Source organism: Hyella patelloides LEGE 07179, from assembly GCF_900659865.1.
Classification (GTDB): Bacteria; Cyanobacteriota; Cyanobacteriia; order Cyanobacteriales; family Xenococcaceae; genus Hyella; species Hyella patelloides.
Genome location: NZ_LR213836.1, coordinates 1 through 19,153 on the forward strand (window position 1 = coordinate 1; position 19,153 = coordinate 19,153).

16 protein-coding genes are annotated in these 19,153 nt (G+C 36.7%); 4 read left to right on the plus strand and 12 right to left on the minus strand.

Annotated elements, in window-relative coordinates; translation table 11 throughout:
• From H1P_RS12950 to rffA, 4 genes are all read right to left on the minus strand, one after another.
• Window positions 1-920 (minus strand): glycosyltransferase (locus H1P_RS12950; protein WP_186375949.1); only part of this gene is annotated, 920 nt, incomplete at its 3' end.
• Window positions 921-992: 72 nt separating this feature from the next.
• Window positions 993-1,139, minus strand: coding sequence for a hypothetical protein (locus H1P_RS36040; RefSeq protein WP_186375950.1), 147 nt, complete (start codon window positions 1,137-1,139; stop codon window positions 993-995).
• A gap of 21 nt (window positions 1,140-1,160) precedes the next feature.
• Window positions 1,161-2,594, minus strand: a complete 1,434-nt coding sequence (locus H1P_RS12955; protein ID WP_144867719.1) for an MOP flippase family protein — start codon at window positions 2,592-2,594, stop codon at window positions 1,161-1,163.
• Between the two features lie 37 nt (window positions 2,595-2,631).
• Entirely contained in the window at window positions 2,632-3,837 is a 1,206-nt protein-coding gene (rffA, locus tag H1P_RS12960; RefSeq protein ID WP_144867721.1) for a dTDP-4-amino-4,6-dideoxygalactose transaminase, read from the minus strand.
• A 687-nt stretch (window positions 3,838-4,524) separates the two neighbouring features.
• On the opposite strand from rffA, the gene H1P_RS12965 reads away from it, so the two are divergent.
• The gene (locus H1P_RS12965; RefSeq protein ID WP_222427043.1) at window positions 4,525-5,418 is read left to right on the plus strand and encodes a nidogen-like domain-containing protein; all 894 of its coding nucleotides are present in this window, start codon (window positions 4,525-4,527) and stop codon (window positions 5,416-5,418) included.
• 93 nt (window positions 5,419-5,511) lie between these two features.
• Here the strand turns inward: H1P_RS12965 and ribBA are convergent, their stop codons facing one another.
• The 4 genes from ribBA to H1P_RS12985 all read right to left on the minus strand — a co-directional run bounded on the left by ribBA (window position 5,512) and on the right by H1P_RS12985 (window position 12,505).
• Window positions 5,512-7,155 (minus strand): bifunctional 3,4-dihydroxy-2-butanone-4-phosphate synthase/GTP cyclohydrolase II, encoded by a 1,644-nt coding sequence (gene ribBA / locus H1P_RS12970; protein ID WP_144867723.1) that lies wholly within the window; start codon window positions 7,153-7,155, stop codon window positions 5,512-5,514.
• Window positions 7,156-7,254: 99 nt separating this feature from the next.
• Window positions 7,255-8,271, minus strand: coding sequence for a response regulator (locus tag H1P_RS12975; RefSeq protein WP_144867725.1), 1,017 nt, complete (start codon window positions 8,269-8,271; stop codon window positions 7,255-7,257).
• 370 nt (window positions 8,272-8,641) lie between these two features.
• Complete coding sequence (cphA, locus tag H1P_RS12980; protein WP_144867727.1) at window positions 8,642-11,254, minus strand: cyanophycin synthetase; 2,613 nt, start codon at window positions 11,252-11,254, stop codon at window positions 8,642-8,644.
• A 402-nt stretch (window positions 11,255-11,656) separates the two neighbouring features.
• The gene (locus H1P_RS12985; RefSeq protein ID WP_144867729.1) at window positions 11,657-12,505 is read right to left on the minus strand and encodes a cyanophycinase; all 849 of its coding nucleotides are present in this window, start codon (window positions 12,503-12,505) and stop codon (window positions 11,657-11,659) included.
• A 206-nt stretch (window positions 12,506-12,711) separates the two neighbouring features.
• Between H1P_RS12985 and trmD the strand changes: the two genes are divergently transcribed.
• Window positions 12,712-13,407, plus strand: a complete 696-nt coding sequence (gene trmD / locus H1P_RS12990) for a tRNA (guanosine(37)-N1)-methyltransferase TrmD (RefSeq protein ID WP_144867732.1) — start codon at window positions 12,712-12,714, stop codon at window positions 13,405-13,407.
• Between the two features lie 117 nt (window positions 13,408-13,524).
• Here the strand turns inward: trmD and H1P_RS12995 are convergent, their stop codons facing one another.
• Window positions 13,525-14,166 carry a TetR/AcrR family transcriptional regulator gene (locus H1P_RS12995; RefSeq protein WP_144867734.1) on the minus strand — a complete coding sequence of 214 codons (642 nt, stop codon included), beginning with the start codon at window positions 14,164-14,166 and terminating at the stop codon, window positions 13,525-13,527.
• 147 nt (window positions 14,167-14,313) lie between these two features.
• Between H1P_RS12995 and H1P_RS13000 the strand changes: the two genes are divergently transcribed.
• A complete protein-coding gene (locus H1P_RS13000; protein WP_144867736.1) occupies window positions 14,314-15,879 on the plus strand; it encodes a M16 family metallopeptidase in 1,566 nt (521 codons plus the stop codon).
• A 295-nt stretch (window positions 15,880-16,174) separates the two neighbouring features.
• Entirely contained in the window at window positions 16,175-17,119 is a 945-nt protein-coding gene (locus H1P_RS13005) for an O-methyltransferase (protein ID WP_144867738.1), read from the plus strand.
• Window positions 17,120-17,220: 101 nt separating this feature from the next.
• On the opposite strand, the gene H1P_RS13010 is transcribed toward H1P_RS13005, so the two are convergent.
• From H1P_RS13010 to leuD, 3 genes are all read right to left on the minus strand, one after another.
• The gene (locus tag H1P_RS13010) at window positions 17,221-17,481 is read right to left on the minus strand and encodes a hypothetical protein (RefSeq protein ID WP_144867740.1); all 261 of its coding nucleotides are present in this window, start codon (window positions 17,479-17,481) and stop codon (window positions 17,221-17,223) included.
• 611 nt (window positions 17,482-18,092) lie between these two features.
• The gene (locus H1P_RS13015) at window positions 18,093-18,377 is read right to left on the minus strand and encodes a DUF2470 domain-containing protein (protein WP_144867743.1); all 285 of its coding nucleotides are present in this window, start codon (window positions 18,375-18,377) and stop codon (window positions 18,093-18,095) included.
• 119 nt (window positions 18,378-18,496) lie between these two features.
• A complete protein-coding gene (gene leuD / locus H1P_RS13020; RefSeq protein ID WP_144867745.1) occupies window positions 18,497-19,093 on the minus strand; it encodes a 3-isopropylmalate dehydratase small subunit in 597 nt (198 codons plus the stop codon).
• Window positions 19,094-19,153 lie beyond the last annotated feature (60 nt).

Below are 19,153 nucleotides of genomic sequence, written 5' to 3' on the forward strand. Positions count from 1 at the left end.
ATAACTTCTGGAATGTCACAGTGAGTTGTACTGATAACAAACATTCCGCTTGCAGCTGTTTCTATAATTGATACTGGCGCACCACCTTCAGTATCTCCATCTTCAGCAATCACACTAGGAGACAAAAATATATGATGTTTATATGCCTCTTGAAAAAAAACATCATGAGATTGATATCCCAACATTTTAGTTTTTGAATTTAATTTATACTTAGTAATTAAATCTAAAATTTTTTGCTTTTCTAACTGACTTCTTTTTATTCTGTATCTAGGTTTGCTCTTGCTTACATCTCCAATAATTGTTATTTCTAAGTCAACATCATCTTTAATTCTGCCCAAAGCTTCAATTGCATAAGGTATACCTTTTTTCTCGACAAAAGATGCTGCAATCAAGATTCTTAGAGGCTGATTTTGCTGCCATTTTCTAGGTTTGTAACTAATATTGTTAACTTTTACCCCTAGATGCTGAACTTTTACTTTTTCTTTTGGACATCCTAAATTAATAATACTTTGAGCCATATGGCTTCCTTCGCAAAGTACACAACTTATTTGATCGAATAATTGTTGATACCTAGTTAACCAAATAGGATTTTGCTGAGGAAAACAATTAACATCATATCCATAAAAAGTTACTATATGTTTTAATTGCGAAGTTTGGGCATTGTGTAGATTAGCCCAACCTAGATGACCAAAGTGAGAATGAAGTATTTGAGCTTGATATTTTTTGGCTTGATTAATGAGAAAGTTAGAAGTTTTTTTAAAACTACTTCGTAGAAGTAATTCTTCCCACAGAAGTGATACTAATGACTCATCAGCAAGGCTATGAATATTTGGTAAATTAAATCGATCTAAATTTTGAGTTCTTTTGCAAACTATATGATTGTTGATACTTTCTGGAACATACTTTACTAAGTTATACATCCAAGTCTGAGTTGGAGTTAGCCAAGTGGGAAAGCTATGAATAATAGTTATTTTATTTTGAGACATAGAAATTTAACGTTTTGTACAAAAATAGATATCTTCATCTGCTATCAAACCATATTTTTTGGTAGCATGATTTCCTAGCTGTTTAATATAGCTATCTACTTTAACAAATAATAAGGAATCTTTTAAGATAAGTCTTTGTTTTACTATTTTCATGATGTCTACGTTTACTAACTTTTATCTTGCTAAGTTTATAACTGCCAATAATTGCTGACGATTAATCAAACAACTTGTTAGTAAATAAATAAATATTCCCAATGGAACTAAAATAGCTAAAGCCCATCCAGTTGGTAAATTATGAGATAGAAAAAACTCAATTTTTGAAATGATCGCTGACATAAAAATACTACTAATAAAAGATCGCCAGAGAATTTCAATTAATCTAAATATAGATAAATCTATCAGCTTAAAAGGAATCGCAATACTAGGATAAAATAGAATAAAAAAAGACGTAAAACTATAAGCTACCGCTACTCCGTTAATACCCCATCGCAAACCAAAAACAAAAGAAAAAATTATTAATATTCCAGCGAAAATACCCCACTGTAACATCAAATCAGTACGTCCTTTTGCCTGATAAATTATTCCTACAGTTGTAGTAATTGACTGGATCATAGCAGTAGGAGTAAAGATTAGTAATAGTGAAATTACTGGTTTCCATTCTTCTCCAAAAAAAGTTAATATTAGTGGTTCTGCTATGATAGATATAGTCATGATTATAGGGAATGTAATTAAAGCAATAATTCCCACTACTCTTAAATAAGCAAAGCGAAATCTTGCATTATCTTCTTGTATTTTTGATAATACAGGAAACATAACCCTAGCAATTACTGTTGAAATACTTACAAGAGGATGCAACATTAATCGATATGCCAGAGTGTAATATCCTAATGCTTGCGTTCCCAAAACTTTCCCAATCAAAAAATCATCTGCATTTCTTATAAAAAAATTAAATATAGTATATCCAGTAAGACTTAAACTATATTCACGAACTTCTCTTAACTCACCTAAATTAAAAGAAAAATTAGGTTTCCATTGAGTGTTACACCATAAAAGAACTGTGGTAATTGTGGTAATTATCAAAATTTGATAAACTAAGCTCCAAACTCCATAGCCTAATAACGCTAATACAACACTCACTGTAGAAGAAATTACGGTAGCGATAATTTCTACTTTTGCTAATTGATTGAATTTGAGTTCTTTTTCTAGTAATGCTTTATGTATAGTACTAAAGCTAGAAATAGTAAAATTACAAGAAAGGACTCTAAGAATTAATAATAGCTTTTGCTCTGTATATATTTGAGATATTACGGGAGCAATCAAAAATAGTACTAAAGTAGCTAGTAACCCAAAAGAACAATTAAAATAAAAAATAGTATTTTTAAGAGAATTAGAGATATCTTTCTTGTGAATAATTACTGCTGATGTACCCAAATCTTTAAAAATAGCAATAAAATTAGTAATAATTAATGCTATTCCTAAGACACCAAAATCGGAAGGAGATAATAAACGAGCAAGAATGATTAATGTTAAAAATTGCATTCCTTGCCTTACTATTTGAGAAATAGAAGACCATTTGAACCCAGAAATAACATTATTTTTGAATGACATCAAGTTTTACGGGCTATTACTATATACATTCATTAATTTAGAGAAACTGATAAATAAGATCGACAATTAGCTCCACATGATATTCAGTTAAACCAGGAAATAAAGGTAAACGAAGTAGACGAGTAGACAAATCTTCAGTTACTTCTAAATTTCCCTCTGTATAACTGCACTTTTGACCATAAGGAGAAGAATGTAATGGTATATAGTGAAATACTGAACTTATTCCTTGAGACTTTAGTTTTTTAATTACAGTAGTACGAGTCTTTGAATCAGGCAATATTATGTAATATATATGAGCATTTTGTTGAGACTCATTAGGAATAAAAGGACGGCGGAGTTTACCTTCTTTTTCTAGCTCGGCAAATCCTCTATGATATTGTTGCCAAAGATTAAGTCTTTTTTGAGTGATTAATTCTGCACTTTCTAACTGTGCTAATAAAAAAGCTGCATTGATTTCACTAGGAAGATAAGAAGAACCCATATCTACCCAAGTATATTTATCAACTTTTCCTTGAAAAAATTGACTACGATTTGTTCCTTTTTCCCAAATAATTTCGGCTCTTTCAATAAATTCAGGATGATTGATTAATAATGCACCACCTTCTCCACAAATAATATTCTTAGTTGCATGAAAACTCATAGCACCTAGATGTCCAATACTTCCTAAAGGTCTATTTTTTTCTTTTGACATTATTCCTTGAGCAGCATCCTCAATCACCAACAAATTGTGAGTTTGAGCGATTTCCATAATTGTTGTCATATCGCAACCTATACCACCATAATGAACTGGTATGATCGCTTTTGTTTTTGAAGTAATAGCAGCCTCAATCTTTGACTCATCAATATTTAAAGTATCAGGGCGTATATCGACAAATACAGGAATACCGCCTCTTAGAACAAAAGCATTAGCAGTAGAGACGAAAGTATAGGAAGGCATAATTACCTCATCTCCAGGCTGGATATTTGCAAGAATAGCTGCCATCTCTAACGCTGCGGTACAAGAATGAGTCAATAATGCTTTTTGACAATTAACATTTTTTTCTAGCCAAGTCTGACATTTTTTAGTAAAGTGACCATTTCCTGAAAAATGACTATTTGCAATTGCTTGCTTGATATAGCCAAACTCCCGTCCTGTAATAAAAGGTTTATTAAAAGGTATTTTTTTTTGTTGTATTTTTTTTGCAACTACAGAATTAATAAGGTTTTTATCTGAAGTATGTGTATATAATTCTTTTAAATTCATTTAAAACTTAAACATCTTTACATTTGCTTTGTTATACACACAATTCCCAAATCACAGACAAAATCGATCGCCTGTGAGAAAAAAATTTTAAGCGTCAATATAACGGCTAAATATTATAGTCATTAACTATGGTCAAATAAACTTTGAAAAAATTAGAAAACGAAATGCGATCGCTTTTTGCAACACCAATCTTTAAATTAATAATTTTAAATTTTTATCTTATAGGCGATCGCAAAACTAATTATAAATAATTTTTCTTTTTTTTAAATTTGTAATTTTTGCAATAGGTGTTTCCTAAACTTACTGTACTTAAGTAAATTAAGGAATTATAAAATAACAGTATATTTAACACTCGAGATCGTACTCAATTTAACCTTATTTCTGCGTATAAAAAGTTAGCTTTACCTAATTTTTATCTTAATTAAATGTATTGTTAGGCGAATAAAGAAATGTCCATTATATAATCTTACAAATCAAAAAAATATATTTATCAGTATTTATTGAAGGTAAATAAAAAATTCATACTATTAACAAAAAGAATATTTTATTTAGGTGTATTAAACTATTTACGATCGACTGAGTTCCTATTTATAACTGTTATATAGAGATTAAATATCTCTAAGTGTAATTTTTTCAGAGGAATAATTACATTTAATTAAACACACAATTATTTCGGAGTATAGAATATTGAATCGTAAAAATGTCAGTGGATTCAAAGCCACATCTTTGTCATTAGGGATGGTTTCTATAGCTTTAGGAACTGTTATCGCTACTCCTCAATTTGCAGAAGCAGCAGCAGTTCGTTCTGGTTTTGATTCCAATGTTTTAGCAGCTAATGATGATGGCTCTACAGGTTTAGTACCTATCGGTTTTGAAGTTAACCTGGGTGGTTTAGAAACCGATGAACTATACGTTAACAACAACGGAAACGTTACTTTTGATGATTCTTTAAGTACTTTTACTCCTTTCAGCCTTCTTGAAACTAATCAACAAATCATTGCACCTTTCTTTGCTGATGTAGATACTAGAGGAGCAGGTTCTTCACCTGTGACTTATGGTATGGGAACAGTTGATGGTCGTGATGCTTTTGGTGTTAACTGGGTTGATGTCGGATATTTTAACAGTAATGACAACCCTTTAAATAGCTTTCAGCTAGTTTTAATAGATCGCTCTGATGTAGAAACTGGTGGATTTGATATTGAGTTTAACTACGATCAAATCTTGTGGGAAAGTGGACAAGCCAGTGGAAGTGATGAAAATGGTTTAGGAGGAAATTCTGCTCGTGCTGGATTTGCCTATGGTGTTGGTGACGATCGAGTTTCTCTAGAACTAGATGGTTCAGCAGTTAATGGAGCTTTACTTGATAATGGAGTTAATGCTTTAATTAATGACCGTATCAACAGAGATGTAGATGGGGGATATTTATTTACGGCTCGTGGTGGTGAAATTACCATCGATCCCGTCGATCCTGTAGACCCTCCTGTAGACCCTGATACTGAGACTACTCCCGAACCTGCTTCTATTTTGGGCTTATTAGCTATGGGTACTATCGGTGTTTTGAAACGTAAAAAAAGCAGCTAGCTAAGGTTTGGTTTTTAGCTAACCGCAGATTTGATTCTTGTAGATATTATAACATTGACTTAATTTTGAAAGCGATCGCTTATAGCGATCGCTTTATCTTTCAAAACTGTAGATAGTTTGACTTTGTAAGTTACCGCAGAGTTCAGAGGGTTTTTGAGCCAAAGAGTGACATTCTCGGTCTAGTTTGACCTGTAACCCTAGCATGGGGTCTTCACCTGTGGCAACCAGAAATTCTAATTTTGCTACTGCTTCCCAGCTTTGTAGATGGTCTAAAATTTGGCTAATTCCTTTCATGTAAGGATGGTTGCAATCTTGATACCAATCGGATTTTGCCAAGCTGGTTTGATCGAAGCCGAGATGAAATATCAAAGAAGGAGTAGAGAAAAGTGCGATCGCAATAGGACGAGCTTCTTCTTGTAATAGGAAGTGATGAGACTGAGCTAAATGACGAATTTTATCTAGTTTTTCGTAGCGTGCCGTAGCAGATTTTAAAGCATCATGCCAAGAAATAGCAACGGTAACAATATAGGTTTGTAGTAGCAAGTGACCGAGTTTTCTGGCTTTAGTAGCGAGATATTCTGAGTTATGGCTATTGGCTTCAATTAATAGGGGAACACGATCTACAACTTCTAAACCATAACCTTTCAGTCCTGCTATTTTGCGGGGGTTATTAGTAATCAGGCAAATCTTAGCGATACCTAAATCATTGAGAATCTGCGCTCCCATGCCATAATCTCGTAAATCCGCAGGGAAACCTAATCTTTCGTTGGCTTCTACCGTATCTAAACCCATATCTTGCAACGAATAGGCTTTAAGCTTGTTAATTAAACCAATTCCCCGACCTTCTTGGCGGAGATACACCACAACTCCAGAACCCGTAGTTTCGATCATTTTCAGGGCTGCTTGTAGCTGCATCCGACAATCACAGCGCAAAGAGCCTAAAGCGTCCCCTGTTAGGCATTCTGAATGCATCCGTACCATTACGGGATGATTTTTAAATTCTTGAGGATCGCCTTTAACAATGGCAATATGTTCTGTGTTGTTTAACGCATTGTGATAGGCATAAATTTCAAATTCACCAAACTGAGAAGGAAATTTACAGACGCTTTCACGATAGACAAAGCGGTCATGCTTGAGACGATAACTAATTAAGTCAGCGATGCTAATAAACTTGAGGTCGTGTTTCTTGGCATAGTCTACTAATTGGGGTAATCTAGCCATTGAGCCATTGGCGTTTTGAATTTCGCAAATCACCCCAGCAGGGTAAAGACCCGCTAAACGGGATAAATCCACTGCTGCTTCTGTGTGTCCTGCTCGTTTGAGAACTCCTCCAATTCTGGCTCTGAGGGGGAAAATATGCCCAGGACGAACTAAATCTTCTGGTTGGGTTGCAGGATTGATCGCGACTTGAATGGTGCGAGCGCGGTCGTCTGCGGAAATACCTGTACTGACTCCTAAACGGGGTGCAGCATCGATGCTTACGGTAAAGGCTGTTTGATTGCTGTCGGTATTTTTACTCACCATCAAAGGCAAATCTAAGGCATCTAAGCGATCTCCAGTCATGGCTAAACAAATTAATCCCCTGGCTTCTACTGCCATAAAATTAATGTTATCAGGAGTAGCAAACTGAGCAGCACAAATTAAATCACCTTCATTTTCTCGATTTTCATCATCTACTACTACAATAGGACGACCTGCTTTTATATCCGCCAGAGCAGAGTCAATAGAGTCAAACATAAAATGATTGTTCTGAAACTTTGATAAAATAGGGACTCATTAAGAGTTTTTGTTAAGTAAGGTTTACGCTCACGTATAGTCTATTCTAACGCGGTTGCCCTATTGATTTTGAATTTGAGAATCGGTTGTGTTGCCAGAAACAAAGTTAGAGGCCAATAACCAGCTAGAGAAAGTTAAGGACATTGCTGCGAGCAAAATTGAACCGATTAACCAGTTACGCATAGTGGCGATTTGCCTATCGATATCTCTAAAAGAGGCTCGAAACGGGTTAATAGTAGACATTAATTCTCGACGGTATTTTGATTGAAAGTCCTCCGCAGAAACCTGCATTTCATCTCGTTGAACTGCCCATTCTTGTAAGGCTGCTCTTTGACGCGACCAATCTTCGAGGGCTTTATTTAATTCAACATCGATATCTTTTTTTAGATTAACTATTTGCTGGTTGACTTGGGAGCTTAGGCTGCGGTTGGCACTGTTAAATTGAGTATTGGTATTGGAAATTTCTTTATGAATCGAGTCCCAAGTTGACCGAGTTTCTTGCCTAATACGCTGTAAAGATTCCTCTTGTTTTCGCAGTAAAAATACTTCTAGCCGTTTAAATTTAGCATCATATTCTGCCACTACTGTTTCTGATTGGTGAGAGCCTTCTAGCTGTTTTTGGAACTTATGGCGATAGGTTTCCATTAGTTCTTCAAGCTGGGTTTGAATACCTGCTACCATCTCCTGATCTACAGAAAGAGCAACGTTACTACTATTGTGATAAACGTAGCGAACTTTGTCTGCTAATTCTTCGGCGGTAGTATTTTTTAGCAGATAACCTTTTGCTCCTGCTCGTAAAGACTTTCCCAAATAGTCATCTTCATCATGACCACTGAGAAAAATCACTTTTACTTCAGGAAAACGCTCACTGATAATTTGAGTAGCATTTAAGCCATCCATTTCTGGCATATCAATGTCCATTAAAACTATGTCAGGTTGTAGCATTTCTATCTTAGATAATGCTTCATTGCCGTTATGGGCAACCCCAATAACTTGAAAGTCTTCTTCAACTTCTAACCAAGTTTTGAGTACTTCACATAATAGGGTTTGGTCATCTACTAATAAAATACGAATCATTTAGAATACCTAGAAAATTTAGCGACGTTAGATTGAGATACATTTTATTTAAATGAGTGTAAATAATATCTAGAAACTTAAATTGATAATTATAATATAGGACTAAATTTCTTAAATTTGCTTTAATTATTTTAGAAGTTACCCTCGGACAATCACGACTACATACTTTCTACTACTCTTTACGACCTTACTTTATATCTGACATTCTGTTAAGGGAAGTGTCTCACTAAATTTACTAAAATATTGTTTCTTCAACTTATTGTAAAGAGTTCTTGACTGTTAAAGATTGATTGTGTTTACCCATTAGAATTGACGTTAGGAAATGCTGCTGACCAAGCAGTATATTGCACTCCCATTTTGATAAATAAATTTAGATGCGTTTTTTGATATCAGCGATCGCTCTAGTGACGCTTTCAGGGAAAATCACCACCAAATTACCAGCTTGGGCATCATTTAAGCCAGTTTCGATGGCTGTTACTTCATCCAGGATGGTTTCATAGTTAGCCTGGGAATTTTCTTGAAAAATGCCTTTAGCAATTAAATTTGCTGCCTCTCCTGGCTTTCTGCCTCTTTTATCGTCATCTTCTTTAATTATGATACGGTCAAATACTCGCGCAGCGATTTTACCTAAAAGAATTAAATCTTCGTCTCTGCGATCGCCAGGACCTCCGACAACACCAATTTTTGTTCCTTCCCAATTGCTGACAAAGCTGCCTACTGCTTCGTAGCTGTGAGGATTGTGAGCATAATCTACTAAAACGTGATATTCTCCCAAATCAAAGAGATTCATGCGTCCTGGAGTTTGTTCGGCAGAAGGGTTGAAGGTTCTAATTCCGCGACGAATAGTTTCAATATTTACTCCTTGGCAAAAAGCAGCCAGACAAGCAGCTAAAGCATTAGCAATCATAAAAGGAGCCATTCCCCCCATTGTGGCGGGGCATTTGACTGCTTTTTCAATCCGCAGCGTCCAATTTCCTTCTAAAATTGATAGATAACCATCTTCATAGACCGCAGCCATACCATTGCGTCGCAGATGATCGATAATAATGGGGTTATCAGGATTCATCGAAAAATAGGCTACTTTGCTACTTACTTGTTGTGCCATCGCAGCCACTAGAGGATCGTCGGCATTTAGAATTGCATAACCATCTGGTTTAACGGTTTCTGCTACTACCCCCTTGACTCTTGCCATTTGTTCAATGGTATTAATATCTCCCAAACCCAAATGATCTGCTGCTACATTTAACACAATACCGATATCACAGCGATCAAAAGCTAATCCCGATCTTAAAATGCCTCCCCTGGCACTTTCTAACACTGCTACTTCTACAGTGGGGTCTTTTAAAATCATTCCTGCACTATAAGGACCTGTGTTATCACCTTTTTCTGCCAAATAATCACCGATGTAAACCCCGTCAGTAGAGGTATAACCGACAACTTTGCCTGTCTGACGATAGATATGAGCGGTCATTCTGGTGGTGGTAGTTTTACCATTAGTCCCTGTAATGGCGATGATGGGAATTCTACTAGGAGCATTGGCAGGAAACAGCATATCAAGTACCGCAGCCCCCACATTACGGGGTAGCCCCACACTGGGAGCAGCGTGCATTCTAAAGCCTGGTGCTGCATTTACTTCGACAATCACCCCATCCACTTCTCTTAAGGGTTTGGTAATATCTGGAGTTACCACATCAATCCCTGCAATATCCAGACCGATAATTTTAGCTGCTCTTTCTGCTAACCAGATATTTTCGGGGTGAATATCATCAGTGCGATCGATGGCAATTCCTCCTGTACTTAGATTAGCTGTGGCTCGTAAATAGGCAGTTGTTCCTTGGGGTAAAATCGTTTTGAGATCGTAGCCTTGTTTTTGTAAAACAGCTAAAGAGGTTTGATCGACGGTAATTTGGGTCAGAATATTATCGTGTCCTACCCCCCTGTCGGGATCGCGATTGGTAGCAGCAATTAATTCTTCGATTGTTGATTTTTCATTTCCGATGACGTGGGCGGGAATTCTTTCTGCCACCGCAATTACTTGACCGTTAACCACTAAAATTCGATGATCGCTACCATTATAATAACGCTCAACAATGACCGAACGAGTTTTCGATGCTTCACTAGCTAAATCGTAAGCTAATTCTGCTTCTCGCCAGCTATTAATATCAATAGTAATACCCCTTCCGTGATTGCCATCTAGGGGTTTGATCACAATCGGATAACCCCCAACAGTATCTATTGCTTGTTCTAACTCGTCTAAATATTGAACTACTGTACCTTGAGGAACGGGAATTCCTGCATCACCTAATATCGTTTTTGTACCTTCTTTATCACAGGCTAATTCTACGCCTAAAATACTGGAACTCTCAGTTAGAGTTGCTTGAATCCGTTTTTGATTTGCCCCATAACCCAGTTGTAGCATAGCTCGCGCTCTGAGGAGCGTCCAGGGAATTTTTCGTGCGTCGGCTTCTTTGACAATAGTTTCGGTGGAAGGACCTAAAGCAGTATTGGCGTATAAATCTTTCAGGTCTGCAATGTCTTGTTCTAATTCTGCTTGGGAATAAGTGCCAGCTTGCACAATTGAGTTACACAGTCTCACGGCTGCCCTTCCTGCGTAACGCCCTGCTTGCTCTTCTACGTACTCATAAACTACGTTAAAAACTCCTTGCTCTGCGGTTTCTCTGGTACGACCAAAACCAACAGGCATTCCCGCTAACTCTTGAAGCTCTAAAGCAATATGCTCCACAATATGACCCATGAGAGTCCCTTCTTTAACTCTTTCTAGAAACCCTCCTCGATGTCCGCGAGAACAGTAGTGTTCGATGACGCTTGGTAATAGTTGAACTAAACCATCATAGAAACCTGGAATCTGATCTGATGTTTTTTCGGTTAATTCTTCGAGATCGAGTCGCATCGCGATGAGCTTAGTGCGACGAATACTCCAATAGTTAGGACCTCTTAGAGTTTGAGTTTTAAGGATTCTCATGTTGGCTTGAGTTACAAGGGCAGTGTGATATAGGGTTTACTTAGATAGCTAAATATGATACTTAGTTAGGAAAACGAAGATCGATAGACTTGATCAACTTGTTTGTCGGTGATTATTAGAACTTTAGATGCTAAAGATGATAAAACCACAAAACAAGTTTCTCTCTGCTGGGACTGGATAAGCTGTTCATGGTGAACTTTTATCAGATAAAGTAGGTTACTATAAAACAGAAAGTAACGGAAGGATCGAAGTCATGGTTTAATGACTGAGTATTTAGTATTGAAGAACCAAAAACTTTTAAAAGAATATCATCAGAAAATTTTTCCGATGACAACTCACCTCCTCTATTATCCTGTTTTTTCGCCTACATCACCTCCTCTATTATCTTTATCGTCTTATTCTTCAAGAACTGGCAATAACTTGATGTCCCTCCAGATTGTAGCGGTCGCCATAACGAAGAACGTGCAGTTTCAAATTATGGATACTAATGGGGTCAGCACCATGTACTTGGTTCTGATTAGTATAGGATATGTCTCTAGCATCCACTATGGTTACAGTTCCTCTTCCTAATACCTGAAGATTGCGATCGCTGTCAAACATGGCACAGGTATCTTCATCAATACCTACTCCTAATAAATCAGAGTGAGCAGAAATAGCACTTAAGAGGCGAGCCAAGCGATTACGGTTATGAAAATGCTGATCTACTAATACTTCAGGAATGATGCCTAATCCCATTGCCAGATCGACTAAAGCACGATTGGGACATTCTCCACTACTACCGCCTGCAATCATCTGATGTCCCATAACTGCTGCACCTGCGCTAGTTCCTGCTAGAGCGATTTCTTGGGCTCGAACTCTTTCCACAACCAAGTTCATTAGGGGAGTATCTGCCAGTAAACCACACAAGCGAAGTTGATCGCCACCAGTCATAAAGATACCCGTACAGTTCTCTACATAATGTAAATAGGCTGAGTCTCTACCTCCATCGCGATCTCTGACATCCAGTACTTTGATTTCTTTTGCTCCCATATCTGCAAAAATACGATAGTAGCGTTCACCGATCAGAGCAGGTTCGCGAGAAGCAGAGGGAATAATGCCAATTATGGCATCAGTACCACCAGCACATTGCCAGAAAGTTTGTAAAATTTCTTTGCCATGCACTTTATCTTCTGCACCACCAATAACAAGAATGGCGGTTTTAGTTGCTTGAGGACGATCTGTAACTTGAGTTTGATTTTCTGTCTGGGGCATAATTTTGACGTACAGGGAACAAAAGCGCAAGTCCTAGAAGTTTAAGCTATGAAGACGATTTCAAAAGTTACCTAGGCTTGGAGTTTTTTGTTAAAGACTTGAAAATTATATCGTAGAAGCTCGGTTTAATTTGGTTTCTAATCAAACCAAATACATATATATAACTGTATCATCAAGACTGGTATCCTACATTTTGAATTCGCCAAGTGCATTTTGACATCATCACTTTATTTCCTGATTTTTTCGATTCTCCTTTAAGTTCGAGTTTGATTGGAAAAGCTCTTGCTAAAGAAATAGCAACAGTGAATTTGGTCAATCCTCGGAACTTTACTACTGATAAGCACCGTAAAGTTGATGATATAACTTATGGTGGTGGTGTGGGAATGCTACTTAAGCCAGAGCCTATTTTTGCTGCGGTGGAGTCTCTGCCAATGTTACCCCGTAGAGAAATTATTTTGGTTACGCCTCAAGGACAAACTTTGAAACAGTCTGTATTTAAAGATTTAGCAACTAATTACGATCAGTTGGTGATTATCTGCGGACATTATGAAGGAGTAGACGAAAGAATTAGACAACATTTGGTAACTAGAGAGGTTTCTTTAGGAGATTTTGTCTTAACCTGTGGTGAGATTCCTGCTCTGACCATTATCAATGGGGTAGTGCGTTTGTTACCAGGAACAGTAGGTAAGGTAGATTCTTTAAAAACAGAGAGTTTTGAAACCGATTTGTTGGATTATCCCCAATATACCAGACCTGCTAATTTTCGGGGTTGGGAAGTGCCAGAAGTCCTCAGATCGGGAAATCATAAGTTAATCGAGCAATGGCGTAGAGCAGAACAAATTAAACGAACTAGCGATCGCCGTCCCGACCTTTGGGAAAAATGGAGCGAGGATGAGGGATGAAGTCAGAAGTCAGAAGTCAGAAGTCAGAAGTCAGAAGTCAAAAGTAGCAACCACGTTCCTACCAACCACTAACAACGAACCACTAACCACCAGCCACCAGCCACCAGCCACTAACCACTAATTCTTATCAGCTAAAACACCATTTAAGAAGATATCTGCAATACCTTCTGCCATTTCTTGCATCGCTTGGGGGGAAGCTTGAGGATTGATAATGGTTTCTTCGGAAAACCCTGCGATCGCAAACATACCTAAGAATACTTGAGCCACAATTTTGGGGTTTGTTCGACGATATATGCCTTTTTCCATTGCTGTTTCAAAGAAAGCTTCTGCTACATCAGTCATTTTAGCTATTACTTCAGATTGGATGCTTTCTCGCAATTCTGGGTGATATTGAGCTTCGATAAAGCAAACTCTTAATAAATCGGCGTTGGCGTGCATACTGAGCATCCTACGGCGCATTACTTGAGATATAGCCCGATAATTACCCATTTCGCTCAATTCTGTCAATAAATCTGTTAAAATTTCAATCCATCCATTAGTAGCAATTTCAATCAGAATTGCTTTTTTATTAGCGAAATGCCTGAATAATGTTCCTTCTGCTACTTTGGCAAGCTTGGCTAAATCTCTAGTAGTTGTGCCATCATAACCTTTACGTGCAAATAACTTCAGTGCAGCCTGTAAAATACGTTTTTTAGTGTCTTCTTCTGGAGAAGTGTTGGAGGAAGATTTTGTAAGACTACGCCGATGAAAAACTTGCATAATATTTAGTAATGAAATCAGAACAATGATTGTATAGCTGTAGACTAGGGTTAATTAATAGCTAGTATTCTAATTTTCTAACAATTAGACCCTATTAAACTGCGATCCTTCATAGATTGTGACCTAAATCTGACATTTTTTTAGAATATGTTGAATTGGCGACAAAAATCAATTTTTAGTTTGTTTCTTCCCTTATTAGCGATCGCTTTTGGGATTGTAATTGGCTGCAATTGGGTTGTTAAACCAGTTGTGGCGGATGTTTCTCCCAGCCCAGAAGAATCTTCTATTCAACCTTACTTAGATAGTTTTAGCGATCGCATTACGGGATTTCGTTTGGCGAATGAGATGAAATTCATCGTTTTAGAAAACCATGATGCGCCAGTAGTTTCTTTTGTTACCTATGCGGATGTTGGTGGAGTAGATGAACCAGATGGACAGACAGGAGTAGCTCATTTTTTAGAGCATTTAGCTTTTAAAGGAACTAAAGAAATCGGAACTAAAGATTATCGGGCAGAAAGGCGATTTTTAGACCGTTTAGACCGCGTTTTTACTGAAATAAAAACAGCTAACGATACAGGCGATCGGGCAAAATTACAGCAATTAACCCCAAAATTTGCTCGCCTTCAATCTGTAGCCAATAGTTTCGTCGAACAAAATGAGTATGGACAAATTGTTGATACTGCTGGAGGAGTTGGTTTAAATGCTGCTACCTCTGCTGACTATACCAGCTACTTTTATAGCTTTCCTGCTAATAAATTAGAGCTTTGGATGTCTTTAGAGTCGGAGAGATTTCTTGAGCCAGTATTCCGCGAATTTTATAAAGAAAAACAGGTAATTTTAGAAGAAAGACGCTTGCGTACTGATAATTCTCCTTTAGGCAAAACTATCGAACAATTTTTAGGTACTGCTTTTAGCGTACATCCTTACAAACGCCCCACTATTGGTTTCAACGAAGATATTCGCAATCTCACGAGAAAGAACGTTAGAGACTTTTTCAACAAATACTATACTCCTAACAATCTCACATTAGTAGTTGCAGGAGATGTTCAGCCCAATCAAGTCAAAAAACTAGCTAAAACCTATTTTGGGCGTTTTCCCAAACAACCAGAACCACCTACTGTAACAGCGATTGAACCACCACAACAAGAAACTAAAGAATTCACGGTTGAATTACCGACTCAACCCTGGTATCTCGAAGGTTATCACATTTCTGGGATCGGTAATCCTGACTATCCAATTTATGAAGTAATATCTAGTCTTCTCAGTAGTGGAAGAACATCTCGTTTATACCAATCTTTAGTAGAAAATCAGCAAATTGCTTTATCTGCTCAAGGTTTTAGCGGTTTTCCTGGGGATAAGTATCCCAACCTGATGTTATTTTATGCCATGACTGCACCAGGTCATAATGTAGATGAATTAGCAGCAGCTTTAAAAGAGCAAATCAACCTTTTAAAAACGCAACCTGTAACAGAAGCAGAGTTAAATCGTGTCAAAACTCAACTCAAAGCAGGTTTATTACGTAGTCTAAACTCTAATATGGGTATGGCAAGACTTTTAGCAGAATACGAAGCTAAAACAGGAACATGGCGTAAACTATTCGATGATTTACAGGCTATCATTGCTGTCACTCCTGAAGATATTCAGAGAATTGCTCAAACTACTTTTACCGAAGAAAATCGCACTGTAGGAAAACTTTTGTCGGTTAGTAACTAACTTTAAAGTAGTTTAATTGTAGTCTTATTTAGTAGCATTGGTGAATACTTAGCGAACACTTATTACTCCACTATCATTTGGCTTTTTATCTAATAACAAAAACTACTGAAGAAGCTCATAGCTGGTAGCTACAAAAGTATTATTTTGTACGTCGTCAACCAAATTAGCAACGCCTATTTAGTTGGTATTTGCAAATTTATCAGTATTTTTACGAATCAAATTTATAATTTATTTATATTTGAGAAGTATTTCAGCAAATTAATTACGCCACTCTTTAACTTTCTCGCTTAACTTTATGAAAATATCCATTAAAAATGCTTTAGATCAAAGTTTTGAAACTTTATATAATCGCTATTTGAGAGATAAAAGGAATACAGACATTGTGATGTCACAGGCTTTAAAAGAGCTTGAAAATAATCACCATCAACAAGTGGGTTTTCCTTCCGCTTATGTGGAAGTATTAAGAAGTTGTATTGAAACTAAACGACTACAAGTTAAAACGATCAAAAAAACAGGTTCTCTCAAGAAAAGTATAGATAAAATTTATCTGAAACAATTCTTGACCTTAATTAATGTCTTAAGACAGAATGTTCTTCCCATTGAAATTAACACTGCTAAAGAGATTGCTTTAATTGCTGATTCTTTTCGTAGCACTTCAAAAACTTATCAAGAATCAAATTGGGTAGGAGATGTTCATACCCATTTTCAAAATTCCTCATCTTTTGGGGAAAAAGGAAGAATTCTGAACACAGCCATTCGTATTATGCTCCCTCAGCAATGTTTAGAATTAGGAACAGCCTATGGAATGTCTGCTTTGTTTATTATGGAAGCACTCAAATCCATAGGAGATTTAGGACAATTAATTACTGTTGAAGGTGGCGAATTACAATATAATCTATCCTCTAAAATTCTCCAGGAAAAATATGGCGATCGCATTAATTGCCATTTAGGAATGACCCAAGACTTATTACCAGAATTGGTTAAATCTGTAGCTAAAATCGACTTTATTTTCCACGATGCTGGACACAGAAAAGAAAATTATATTAGAGACTTTAACACTCTTTTACCAGTTTTAAAACCTGGTTCTGTATTTCTAATCGATGATATTTACTGGGAAGATACTCTTTTTTCTTTCGGTGAAGCTCGTTGTTATGAAGGATGGACAGAAATTATCAATCATCCTAGAGTAATTTATGCTGTTGAAATTAATAAGGATTTAGGAATGGCATTAATAGATTAAAGGATTAATTATCTTGAAAGTTAGAGATTACTTCGCCTTAATAGAGAACGGGGCTATCTTTGAGCGTTAGTCAATACAAAGAAATGATATACATCATTGTTTTATGGCTTAGAATCTTTAATGATTTGCTCTAACAACTCGGTAAAGCCATCACTATCCAGCCTGCTTAAAGCCTCCAATAAAATATCATTATCATCTTTGTTGTGTTTTAAAGGCACTAATAAACCAAGGTGAGTAACTAACTGATTAAGCTCTTCGTTAATTCGCGATCGCTTTGCCTTTAAAACTCTCAAAATACGACGAATAGAACGCTCTTTGGTAAATTCTTTGAGCAAATCGCTACTTCTCGAAGGTTCTTCCATAAAGCTACTCCTAAGTTGAAAGCTTTTCAATGATAGACTACTGAATTAAAGCCAACCTTTTATTGGAATTAAACCGTATTTTAAACTAACTTAAAATCTCTTTATATATTGATAAATTTTTCTGGTATTAAATTCTAAAAGTTTATACTTACTTACTTTTTTTTAGTTATCTTAATAAATTTAATGTATTTGACTCGCAAAGGGCGTTGCTGATTTAGCGAACGAGTGCGCGACGGCGAAGCCGAGTCCTAAAGGGGTCTTGGGCGGGGCTTACAAGTTCTGCCGTGAAACGACAGAATCAGCCCCTTGGGTTTCCCTCAATGAGCAACTCGTTCAAGACAGGTATGAAACCGATAGTAATACTGTTCGTAGCTTAAAGCTCTAAGCTCTAAGCCTCTTGAATATTAATGAAAAAGTAAAATTTTGCGCTTTTCATACCACCATGAGGCAATGCCTATTTGACTCACAAAAAAAGAACCTGGAATAAATACCTATTTTTACAATAGATAATAGCCAGATTCTTTAATTAACCATATTAACTAACAAACATTTTTCTTTTATTTGCTAGTTTGAATCTTGATAAACGTTAAATATTCAATGTGATGAATGAATTAAACTTTACTTTGTCTAGCTTGTTTTACCATTGTAATTAATGTTTGGTGAGCATCTTCAGAATCTTGTAAAGTATGATCGAATTCGATTCTAATTGGAGTTTCTTGACCTGCTATTTGAGCAGTTAAATCCATTCCTTGAGGGTCAATCGCTAGCATTTTAGCACTTTCAGCATCAGGAGAGTTCCCAAAAGCCTTTGCGTATAAAACGATCGCCTCACCGTGATCTTCATTCATGTGTTGACAAATGCGATCGCTAATAGCAGGAGTAATTACATCAGCCATAATTTTAATTTTTGTTTGATTAACTAAGTACTTACACTAAAGATTAAATCATTTGTTATTTGTTATTGGTCGTTGCTTGTAACAAGCAATAGATAATGATTCTTCCTTCTTCGTTTTTTTCAAGAAGCATTCCAAGCAATATAGGGTAACTTAGAAGCAGTTTCTTGAATAGCAGCTACATTTTGGTTTAATTGACCGCAATTATCCCATGTTCCCCGTAAAAACATTTGTTTTGCACTTTCGCTGAGAGAAGGTTTAAAGACAGCATCCCCACAGGTAACTTGCATCTTTTCTAAGTCTATTGTCACAGAGATATTGGGATGGTCTTGGATGGCTTTTTGTATCTGTTGTACTGATGCTCGATCTAAAGTAACACAGGGTAAACCAATAGCAATGCAGTTACCAAAGAAAATCTCCGCAAAACTTTCCCCAATAATACCTTTAATACCCCAACGAGATAAAGATTGAGGGGCGTGTTCTCTAGATGAACCACAGCCAAAGTTCCCATTAACTACTAGGATATTGGCATCTTGGTATTGAGGTCGATCGAAAGGATGTTTCCCATTACTTTGGGCGCGGTCGTCTACAAAAGCTTGTTCTCCTAAACCATCAAAGGTGACACAGCGTAAAAATCTTGCGGGGATAATGCGATCTGTGTCGATGTCATTTCCTACTACGGGAACACCTTTACCTAAGACTTGTTTAATTTGACTCATAGTTGCTTAAATAGTTGTATCAAATAATTTAACGAAATAAAGCAATGGGTAAGGTGGGGC